The sequence below is a fragment of the Streptomyces sp. T39 genome (assembly GCF_008042045.1).
In the GTDB taxonomy this organism is placed as follows: Bacteria; Actinomycetota; Actinomycetes; order Streptomycetales; family Streptomycetaceae; genus Streptomyces.
Genome location: NZ_RDBP01000030.1, coordinates 65,861 through 75,753, shown reverse-complemented (window position 1 = coordinate 75,753; position 9,893 = coordinate 65,861). Strand labels below are relative to the sequence as shown.

The window sequence follows — 9,893 nt, the reverse complement described above, 5'->3', positions numbered from 1 at the left end:
GGCGAACAAGTGCCTGGACGCCACCGGGAACAGCTCCGCCAACGGGACCCGGCTCCAGATCTGGACCTGCGGGGGAACCGCCAACCAGAAGTGGACGGTGACCCGCTGACCCTCCTGCACCCACGGACGGGCCGCCGCCGGGCGGCGGCCGGTCCGCAGGACCACGGGCGCCGCGCCCGACCGGGGCGCCCGTGGTCCTGCGGACSGGCCGCCGCCCGGCGGCGGCCCGTCCGTGGGTGCAGGAGGGTCAGCGGGTCACCGTCCACTTCTGGTTGGCGGTTCCCCCGCAGGTCCAGATCTGGAGCCGGGTCCCGTTGGCGGAGCTGTTCCCGGTGGCGTCCAGGCACTTGTTCGCCTGCGGGTTCACGATGTCGCGTGCCGCGTTGGCGACCCATCGCTGGGCCGCCGAGCCGTTGCAGGTCCACAGCTGGACGACCGTCCCGTCGGCGGTGCCGCCCGAAGCGACGTCGAGGCACTTGCCCAGGGCGCGGATCGTGCCGTCGGCGCCGACGGTCCACCGCTGGGCGGCGGTGCCGTTGCAGTCGTAGAGCTGTACGGGGGTGCCGTCGGCGCTGTTCGCCCCGGCGACGTCCACGCACTTGCCGCCGATGCCCGTGATGGGCCCGCCCGCCGACGGAGCGTCACCGGTGGTGACCCGCACATGGTCGACGACCAGTTGCTGCGGGAAGACCGTGCTGCCGTCCGGGTCGCCCGGCCAGTAGCCGCCGACGGCCAGGTTCAGGATGAGGAAGAACGGCTTGTCGAAGACCCACTGCCGGCCGCCGAGGTCGGCGGGGGTGCGGCGCTGGTAGACGGTGCCGTCCACCGACCAGGTCACCTCGTTCGGGGACCAGTCGACGGCGAAGGTGTGGAAGGCGTCCGCGAACACCTGCCCGCCGGGCAGGGTGTAGCCCGCGCCGATGCCGCCGGAGCCGGAGTACCCGGGCCCGTGCAGGGTGCCGTGGACGGTGGAGGGCTCGAAGCCGACGTTCTCCATGACGTCGATCTCGCCGGAGGCCGGCCATCCGACCTGGCCGATGTCGTTGCCCAGCATCCAGAACGCCGGCCACATGCCCTGACCGCGCGGCACCTTCATGCGCGCCTCGACGTGGCCGTACGTGGTGGTGAACTTCCCCGCGGTGTTGAGACGGGCCGAGGTGTACTCGCACCGGCCGTACCAGCACTGGTAGTTGCCCGGGTTCTCCCGGCGTGCCGTGATGACCAGGTGACCCTGCCCGTCCAGCGCCGCGTTGCTGTTGCCGGCCGTGTAGTACTGCCGTTCGTGGTTGTTGACGTTGTCGCCGGTCTCGATCTGCCACTTGCCGGAGTCGACGGCGGCGCCGGCGGGCCCGTCGAAGGTGTCGGAGAAGGTCACCGCCGCGGCGGCCGCGGGCGCCGGTGCGCGGTCGGCGCCGGAGGCGGGGGCGCCGCCCAGGAGGCCGGCCATGGCGGCGGCGAGCGCCAGTACGGTCACCGGGCGGCTCAGCAGACGCCGGGAAAAGCGCGGGGAGTCCATGACTCTCCCTTCCGGTTCGTGGGGGTGGAAGGGTCTGTCGTGCATATGACAGGTCGGAGCGGCGGCGAGCCCCTGGGGGACGGGCTTGCCTCAGCATGTGATTCAAGAAGTGAAATAAGGGGGTGTCAAGAGCCTGGTCCAGACCGGTCCCCGTGCACCGCGCGAACGCGCCACACGGGAACCGGCCCTGCGCCGGCGGACGGTCAGACCACGGCCCCGCTGCGGTCCCCCGCCCGCGGGCGGCCGCCCCCGCGCGCACCGCCGCCGCTTCGCGACGCCGCCCCCGGCCGCTCGCGCTCCGGGAAACGGCCCTGGAGCAGCACGGTCACCGGCATCGCCGTGAACACCGTCGACGCCATGCCGACCACGACACCCGCCAGCAGGGCCACGGAGAAGTCCGCGAGCGAGTCCCCGCCGAGGACCGCCAGCGCCACCAGGACGAACAGCGCGCCCATACCGGTGTTCACCGTACGCGGCAGCGTCTGCGCCACCGCCCGGTCCGCCAGCTCCGCCCAGCTCAGCGTCGTTCCCGTACGCCGCAGTTCGCGCAGCCGGTCCAGGACCACCACGGTGTCGTTGACCGAGTACCCGACGACCGTCAGCAGCGCCGCGAGGAAGACGCTGTCGACGGGCTTGCCCAGCCAGGCGAAGAGCCCGACCACCAGCAGGACGTCCTGCACCATCGCCGCCACCGCGGCCGCCGCGAACGTCCACCGGAACCGCAGCGTCAGATACAGCAGTTGCGCCGTCACCGCCAGGGCGAGCGCGATCAGCGCATAGGTGCGCAGTTCGTCGCCGAGACTCGGGCCGATCAGGTCGTCCCGTTCCACCGACACCTCGCCCACCGCCCCGGTCAGCGCCTCCCGGATGCGCTCCTGCTGGTCGTCGCCGGTCTCCTTGGTGCGCACCGACACGCCCTCGTCACCGGTCGTCTGCACCACCGCCTGCGGGAAGCCGGCGCCGACCACCGCCGCCCTGGCGGCGTCCGCGTCGACCTGCCGCTCGGCGGTGTACTGCACCACCCGTCCGCCGGTGAACTCGACCCCGAAGTCCAGCCCGCGGGCACCGATCCCGCCCAGGGCGAGCATCAGCAGCCCGGCGCAGATCCCCAGCCAGCGCCGCCGGTGACGCATCAGCCGGGGCGGCCTGCGCACCAGGCGCGCCCGCAGCCGGCCGGTGGTCGCCATCCCGGTGAGGGCGGGCCGCCGGGCGACGAACCGCCTGCGCACCGCCCACTCCGCCAGCAGCCGCGTGATGAGCATGGCCGACACCATCGACGCCAGCACACCGATGACGAGCGTCACGCCGAAGCCCTTGACCGGCCCGGTGGCGAACGCGAACAGCAGACCCGCCGCGAGCAGCGTCGTCACGTTGGAGTCCGCCACCGCGCTCCACGCCTTGGCGAAGCCGGTGCGCAGCGGTCGTCGCAGATCGCGCACCGTGCCGCGGCTCCCGGCCCCGGGCTTGGTGTACTCCTCCCTGGCCCGTTCGAACACCAGCACGTTGGCGTCGACGGCGATCCCGATGGCGAGCACGAACCCCGCAAGGCCCGGCAGGGTGAGCGTCGCACCGAGCCCGACCACCGCGGCGTACGAGATCAGGCCGTACAGCCCGAGCGCGACGGTGGCCAGCAGGCCCAGCAGGCGGTACACGACGACGATGAAGACGCCCGTGCACAGCAGGCCGATGAGCGCGGCCGCCGCACTGGCCCGGATCGCCTCGGCGCCGAGCGTCGGACCGACGGTGCTCTGCTCGATCGCGGTCACCGGCACCGGCAGGGCGCCGCCCTTGACCAGTGCCGCGAGATCGCGTGCCTCGCCCGCCGAGAAGCCGCCCGTGATCTGCGCGGAGCCTCCGGTGATCCCCGCCCCGCACGGCACACCGCTCTCCATGCCGGGCGCGGACAGGATCCGGTCGTCGAGCACGATCGCCACCCGGCGGCCGGGGTCCGAGGGCGCGGCGCACGCCGCCTCGCCCGTCAGCCGGGCCCAGGTGTCGCCGGCCTTGCCGCGGAAGGACAGGTCGACCGTCCAGCCACGGCCCGACTGGGTGTCCAGGACGGCCTCGGCGTCGTCGACGCCGTCCCCGGTCAGGGCCGGCGGCCCGAGCCGCAGGTGGCTCCCGGGAGCGCCGGGGTCGGCCAGGACGCGCGAGCCGTCCGCCGCCGGGGGTCCGGCGTCGGCCGCGCCGGCGGCCCCGGTGACGGGATGGAAGGTCAGCTGGGCGGTGCGGCCGATGACCTCGGCGGCCTTGCGGGGGTCCTGCACGCCGGGGAGCTCGACGACGATGCGCCGCTCCCCGGAACGGGCGAGCGACGGCTCGGCCACGCCGAGACCGTCGACGCGCTTGCGCAGCACCTCCAGAGCGCGGTCGGTGGCGGCCGCGTCGGCGCGCACGGTGGGTGAGTTCTCCGTCTCCAGGACGATGCGGGTCCCGCCGCGCAGATCGAGTCCGAGCCGGGCGGGTGTGGTCAGGGCGACGTAGAGGGAGAGGCCGACGACGGCGAGCGCGACGAGCGCGCGCCAGAACGTGGCACGGCGAGATGACATGAGTACTCCACGGGCGGTCCGCGGGGACGGGACGCCCGCGCCATGGCGGACGCCGCACCCGGGGACGGGCGGACGCAGGGGAAGGCGCACCCGCCGGGCGCCGGCGCACGGTGGCCGGGCACCCCTGGGGCCTGTCGTCCGGAGCAGGGCTCGCGAGTCCGCCGGGATCCGAACGTGAGGCCCTCGTCGCCGGTCCGCGGACAGGCCGCGGCTCCCGGGACGGCGGGCGCGTGGAACGTCAGCTGTGCCGGGTGGAGGGGGGACCGCGCGTGTGACGCGGGTCGTAGGTGTCCCGCGGGGGCGCCCGCTCCTGGCGGGGGCCCGCGCCGGCGATGCCCCGCAGGTGCGCCGGGGGCGCCGTGTGGACGGCCGAGGCCACGGCCGGCGGGGCGCCGGGCAGCCGCACGGTGTGCTCGGCGGCGGCGGTCTGCTGCACGGCGGTGTCCGCCGCGGACCGTTGGGGCGCCCGGACCTCGGTGCGCGGCCGGTCGCCCCGCACGGGGGCGGTGGCGGGGGAGGCCGTGGCGGCCTGCCCGGGGACGGCCGGTGACGCCGGCGTCGTGCCGAGGAGGACGAGGAGGACGGCCCACACGCCGAGAAGGACGGAGGGCAGGGCCGCGGCCGCGGTGCGGCGCACACGCCGGTCCATCAGCGCCCTCCCCGTCCGTCCGTGGTCTGTCGCCGCTCAGCGTAGGCGAAGCCGCGGGCCGCCGGGCGCAGGGCGGCCGGACCCGGCGCCCGCGACGCCCGCCCGTGTGCGGGGCGCGGGTACGGCGGGGGACGTCCGCGACATGCCCGGGGCCCCGGCCGGGAGGGGGAGGCCCGGCCGGGGCTGTCCGAGGACCCGGACCGGTCAGCGTCCGGGGCACTCCTTCCAGGCGAGGTGGTAGATCGTGCTGATGTCGCCGTCGGTGGAGTCCATCGTCATGTAGCTGGTGGTGGCCGGGTCCGAGGTGCCGGCGCTGACGCGCAGCTCGGTGTTGATGTTGAAGTTGCGCTGCACACCGCACGGCGCCCAGACGAGCTGGGCCCAGTCGGTGTCGTCCGTGGCCTGCCAGTTGTCCTCGTAGGGGCCGCGGAAGGTGTGGGTCCTGGACGCGGTGTTCGGCGAGCCCTGGAAGTAGTACGACGCCTTCTCCGTGCTGCTCGCGCCGGGCTGCAGGGATGCGTAGCCCCGGTAGTCCGCGCTGGCGACGGCGTAGGTGAAGCCCTGCGGGACGTGCACCAGCAGGTTGAGCTGGCAGTTCCGGCGCCCCGCGGTGGGGGCGGCGTCGCCGCCGGCCTGGGCGAGGTATTCGCTGTAGGTCACGGTGAACGCGGTGTTGTCCTCGGAGACCGCGACGGCCGCGGTGCCGAGCGGACACCCGGACCCGTTGACGGTGGCGACATCGATGACGATCTTGTCCGGCGGCGGGTCGACGATCGACGACCCGCCGGCCTGAGCGGGCAGTGCGGAGGTGAACAGCGCGGCTGTCGCCGCGCCCACCAGGAGCGGTGCTCTCATGGTTCTCCGTCCATGGCTTCGGTGCCGGGCGGTCCGGTCCACGGGGGCCGGCCCGCAGGCTGGGGGGTGCGGCACACCGCGCGGGGCGGTGGCCGTCACGGACCGGCTGCGCCGGATCGCGCAGGACTCGTGGAGTGCGTGGTGATCGTGGAGCCGGTTGCGCTCGTGGAGCTGGTCGAGTCCGCGGATCGGGCGGAACGGGGGCTGGCATGGCCACGATGGTTGAACTATCATGTACATGTCAGTTCTTTCGTATCGCCCCGCCCGGGTCCGGAGGCGGGGAGTGGTCGAATGCTAGAGAGTCCCGGGGCCGCCGGGCAGGACGATGCCCGGCCAATGACGGCCCTCCGCCGCCCCCGGAAGTGGCCGGGACCGGCGTTGCGCGCTCCCCGGCACGGGCCCGCACCGCCGCGGCCCCGGCCGGGGCCGCCGCCCACCGGGCCGGTCCGGTGCCCGCGAACCTGCGGCAGGACCGTTAGGTTAGGCTGCCCTTGTCCGGCGTCGCGGGCGTGCAGGTCCGGGTTCCGGTGCCGACGGCGGAACCCGAGGGACGGAACGGGCAGAGGCGGGACGTTGATGAGAGACGGTGACCGGCCCCGTGCGCGGGCCGGGGCTCCCCTGCGGGTGGCGGGGAGCGCGCGTGCCCGCCCGGCGCCCGGGACGCGGCGTCGTGGGTGAGGTCGCCGTCACCGCCGGAGTCCTGTACGTCATCGTCCTGCTCCGCGCCGGAGGGACGTTCGCCGTCGGGTGGCTCACCGGCGCCGGTGCCCGGCGCAGCAGGTTCGCCGCGCGGATCTCCTCCGCGAAGTTCCTGCGCGCCGAGCGGGCGATCCAGCGGTGGGGTGCGCCGGTGGTGGCCGTCTCCTTCCTGACCATCGGATTCCAGACCGCCGCCAACTTCCTCGCGGGCAGCATGCGCATGCCGTTGCCGCGCTACCTTCCCGCTCTGTTCCTGGGCGGAGCGGCGTGGGCGATGATCTACGCGACCGCAGGGCTCGGCGTGCTGGCGGTGGTGGGAAGGCTCTTCGCCGAGCGGCCGGCCCTCGGGGCGTCCGCCGGGGCCGTCCTCCTCCTCGCGATGTGCGGGGCCGTGGTGCACCGCAGAAGAAGGCGGGCCCCCGCCTCCGGCGACAGCGTGGCCGAGGAAGGCTGAGCCCGGCCCTCCGGGGACGGGAGACGCGGCGGGCCCGTCGCACGGGCGGCCCCGGCTCACCCCGCGCCCCCGGATTTTCGCGTTCCCTTCCCCCTCGGCCGGCTCTCCCCGCGCCCGGCTCTCCCCGTGCCAGGCTCACCGCCTCGCGAAAGCGGTGCAGAGCGTCGCGCGGCCGGTGGGTCGGGCACGGCGTGCGCCGGGTGCCGGGCGGGGCTCGCAACCGCCCCGCCGGACGGGGGCCCCGGTGCACGGCACACTCCGTTCCGGGGCGCGGCGCCCGGCCCGGCGTGCGTTCGCGACCCTCCGTTTCCGGAGAGCCTCGCCCGGCTGGTGTGCGCCGCGCCCGGTGCGCGCCGCGTCCCGGTGTGCGCCGCGGCCGGTGTGCCGCGCGGGGCGGAGCGGGCCTCAGACCAGCAGGCGCAGGGCGGTGTCGCAGACGCCGACGCGCACGGTCTGTCCCCACGTCAGCGTGAGCGCGTCCGACTCCATGCCGTCGCCGAAGGCGACGAGGCGGTCGCACTCCACCGTGACCCGCAGCCGTTCCGTGCCCGACAGGTTCCCCGCCACCCGCGTGGTGCCCGTCGCGGGCGACGGCCACGCCTCGCGCACGAACCACAGCAGGCGCCGCTCCGCCGGAGCGGGCAGCGGGAGGGCGCTGCCGCGCTCCAGCCACAGCGAGCGCAGCCAGCCCGTCGCCCCGGTCCCGGTGCCGACGACGATGCCGGACGACGCCTGCGCCTCCGGGTCGGCCCCGTCGCGGTCGGGGCCGACCCGGTAGCGGGCGGTCTGGTGGCCCGCCGGGCCGAGGAAGACCTCGTTGAGGGCGACCAGGCGCTGGGTGTCGTCGGCGACCGCCTCCACCATCGCCAGCTCGTCCGCCGCCGTGCCCGGCAGCACGGCGGACCGCAGCAGCCGCCCCGCGTCCGCGGGGCGGTGGCGCACGAGCACCCCCGGGTTGCGGCCGGGATCGGTGTCGATCCCGGCCACCGGCTGACCCGACAGGTACTTCGCCGTGTTGGCGACGAGCCCGTCCTGACCCACGACGACCACGACGTCCTCCGGCCCGAAGAGGAAACGGTCGAGATCCGCCCGCTCGACGCGTGCCCTGCGCCAGGTGAGCGGCACGGCGGCCGCCACGTCCGCGACCGCCTGCGCCGCCCGGTGGTGGCGCTCGGCCACCTCGGCGATGCCGCGGCCCCGGGACGCGAGGAAGAACTCCGCCTGGCCGCGGGTGCCGTGGCGGGCGAGCAGTTCCTCGTACTCGGTGGTCCGGTGCACCAGCACGGCGCGCGGGGCGAGACTCACGGCCGCGCCCCCGGCCCGTCCCCGGTGCCCGCCCCGTCCCCGGCGCCCGCGGCAGGGCCGGTGCCGGTGCCCGTCGCGCCGAGCTTCGCCAGCAGTCCGGTCAGCACGTCGGGCGACAGGGTGACGCTGTCGATGCGCGGCAGGTTCTCGGCGAGCCGGGTCACCGCCAGGGCGTGCAGGGTCGCCGGGTCGGCGTCGGAGTGGACCCGCAGCCAGGCGGCCTGCGCCTCGGCCCGCGCCGCGCCGACGCGCTCGGCGGCCTCGGCCTCCGCGCGTGCCAGGCGCACCGTCCGCGACGCCTCGGCGTCGGCCCGTACGGCGTCGGCGGCCGCGCTCTCCTCGGCCCGGCGGCGTGCGTTGATGCCGCTCTGCTCGACCAACTGCTCCTCGCGGCGGGCGAGTTCGATCTTGCTGGCCAGCTCGTTCTCGGCGATGGCGCGTTCGCGCTCGACCGCCACCGCGCGGCGCTCGTAGGTGGCGCGGTCGGCCTCCTGCTGGATCTGCTCCCTGGCCGGGGTGCGCAGCGCGCGTTCGACCTCGGGCTCGGGGCGGATCGCCACCACGCGCACCGCGACCACCTCGATGCCGGTGGCGGGCAGGCGGGGCTCGGCGGCGAGCCCGTCACCGACCCGTTCGCGCACCGTGGCGACACCGTCCGCCAGCGCCGACGCGAGCGTCGTGCGGGCGAGGACGTCGAGGGCGTGCTGCTGGGCGGACTCGGTGAGCAGGGTGGCGATCTGCTCCAGCGGTGCACCGCGCCAGGCGCCCGTGTCCGGGTCGATGGAGAAGTCCAGACGGGCGGCCGCCGTCGCCGGATCGTGGATCCGGTACGTCACGGTCGCCTGGACGCCGACGTCCTGGAAGTCCGAGGTGCGCGCGTGGAAGGAGACGGCCAGTTCCCGGTCGTCCACGGGTACTTCGGACAGGGCGGCGGTCAGTGCGCGGAACCAGAAGCTCAGCCCCGGCCCGTCGTGGACGAGCCGGCCGCGCCGGTGGCACCGCACATGGGCGGTGGGTGCGGCCCGCAGGTGGCGCCAGCCCAGGCGCGCGGTGATGTCTGCCATGAGAACCTCCCCTTTTCGTCGTGATGACGATATTCGGTCGAACGTCTTGTCGTCAAGGAGACGAAAAACCGGGCCCCTGGGCCGGCGCCCCGCATCGGCGCCGGGACGGCCCGTAGGCTGAGCACCGATGTTCACCGCACAGGGACCCACCCTCACCGAGCTCGCCGTCCAGGCCCTCTCCTCGACGCGGCGGGGCTACGACCTGCTGGCGCCCAGGTTCGACCGGACCCCCTTCCGCACGCCGGACGCGATCCTCGACCCGGTGCGCGAGACGCTGGCGGCCATCGGCCCGTTCGGTACGGGGCTGGACATCTGCTGCGGCACCGGCGCGGGCGTCGGCGTGCTCCGGCAGGTGTGCACCGAGCGCGTCACCGGCGTCGACTTCAGCGCCGGAATGCTCGGCGTCGCGGCCCGCACGGCAGCGTCCGTGCCCGGTCCGCCGGTCGACTGGGTGCAGGCCGACGCGCGCGCCCTGCCCTTCGACGGCGCCTTCGACCTCGCCGTCAGCTTCGGTGCGTTCGGGCACTTTCTCCCCGAGGAGCGGCCGCTGCTCTTCGCCCGGGCCCATGCCGCCCTGCGTCCCGGCGGACGCTTCGCCTTCCCGGTCCTGGCGCCGCCCGGACCGGCCTCCTGGCTGTACTGGGCCCTGCTCGGGTTCGACGCCACCATGCGGGTGCGCAACGCCCTGTGGCGGCCGCGGTTCATCATGTACTACCGGACGTTCCCGCTCTCCGGCGTGCTCACCGACCTCCACCACGCCGGCTTCTCGGTGGAGTTGACCCCGCTGACCGCCCTCGGCCGG

General features: G+C 75.2%; 9 protein-coding genes. 3 read left to right on the top strand and 6 right to left on the bottom strand.

The window, feature by feature from the left end; translation table 11 throughout:
- Positions 1–109 (top strand): RICIN domain-containing protein (locus EAO77_RS21650; protein ID WP_147989947.1); only part of this gene is annotated, 109 nt, incomplete at its 5' end.
- 138 nt (positions 110–247) lie between these two features.
- Here the strand turns inward: EAO77_RS21650 and EAO77_RS21645 are convergent.
- From EAO77_RS21645 to EAO77_RS21630, 4 genes are all read right to left on the bottom strand, one after another.
- Positions 248–1,516, bottom strand: coding sequence for a glycoside hydrolase family 16 protein (locus EAO77_RS21645; protein WP_147989946.1), 1,269 nt, complete (start codon positions 1,514–1,516; stop codon positions 248–250).
- Between the two features lie 203 nt (positions 1,517–1,719).
- Positions 1,720–4,065, bottom strand: a complete 2,346-nt coding sequence (gene secD, locus EAO77_RS21640) for a protein translocase subunit SecD (RefSeq protein WP_147989945.1) — start codon at positions 4,063–4,065, stop codon at positions 1,720–1,722.
- Positions 4,066–4,303: 238 nt separating this feature from the next.
- Positions 4,304–4,714: a hypothetical protein gene (locus tag EAO77_RS21635; RefSeq protein ID WP_147989944.1), complete on the bottom strand. Its 411-nt coding sequence runs from the start codon at positions 4,712–4,714 to the stop codon at positions 4,304–4,306.
- A gap of 204 nt (positions 4,715–4,918) precedes the next feature.
- Positions 4,919–5,569, bottom strand: a complete 651-nt coding sequence (locus tag EAO77_RS21630) for a DUF4360 domain-containing protein (RefSeq protein WP_147989943.1) — start codon at positions 5,567–5,569, stop codon at positions 4,919–4,921.
- Positions 5,570–6,239: 670 nt separating this feature from the next.
- Between EAO77_RS21630 and EAO77_RS21625 the strand changes: the two genes are divergently transcribed.
- A complete protein-coding gene (locus EAO77_RS21625; RefSeq protein ID WP_147989965.1) occupies positions 6,240–6,722 on the top strand; it encodes a DedA family protein in 483 nt (160 codons plus the stop codon).
- Positions 6,723–7,127: 405 nt separating this feature from the next.
- Here the strand turns inward: EAO77_RS21625 and EAO77_RS21620 are convergent, their stop codons facing one another.
- Positions 7,128–8,027 (bottom strand): hypothetical protein, encoded by a 900-nt coding sequence (locus EAO77_RS21620; protein ID WP_147989942.1) that lies wholly within the window; start codon positions 8,025–8,027, stop codon positions 7,128–7,130.
- On the bottom strand, positions 8,024–9,091 hold the full coding sequence (locus EAO77_RS21615; RefSeq protein WP_147989941.1) for an SPFH domain-containing protein: 1,068 nt from the start codon (positions 9,089–9,091) through the stop codon (positions 8,024–8,026). The genes EAO77_RS21620 and EAO77_RS21615 overlap by 4 nt, the downstream gene beginning before the upstream one ends.
- A 127-nt stretch (positions 9,092–9,218) precedes the next feature.
- Between EAO77_RS21615 and EAO77_RS21610 the strand changes: the two genes are divergently transcribed.
- Positions 9,219–9,893: class I SAM-dependent methyltransferase (locus EAO77_RS21610; protein WP_147989964.1), on the top strand; the 675-nt coding region annotated here is incomplete at its 3' end.

What these genes read in the sequence shown, in the direction of transcription:
- secD (WP_147989945.1), bottom strand. Translation starts at nt 4,065, where the DNA reads ATGTCATCTCGCCGTGCCACGTTCTGGCGCGCGCTCGTCGCGCTCGCC.
- EAO77_RS21630 (WP_147989943.1), bottom strand. Translation starts at nt 5,569, where the DNA reads ATGAGAGCACCGCTCCTGGTGGGCGCGGCGACAGCCGCGCTGTTCACC.
- EAO77_RS21635 (WP_147989944.1), bottom strand. Translation starts at nt 4,714, where the DNA reads ATGGACCGGCGTGTGCGCCGCACCGCGGCCGCGGCCCTGCCCTCCGTC.
- EAO77_RS21645 (WP_147989946.1), bottom strand. Translation starts at nt 1,516, where the DNA reads ATGGACTCCCCGCGCTTTTCCCGGCGTCTGCTGAGCCGCCCGGTGACC.
- EAO77_RS21615 (WP_147989941.1), bottom strand. Translation starts at nt 9,091, where the DNA reads ATGGCAGACATCACCGCGCGCCTGGGCTGGCGCCACCTGCGGGCCGCA.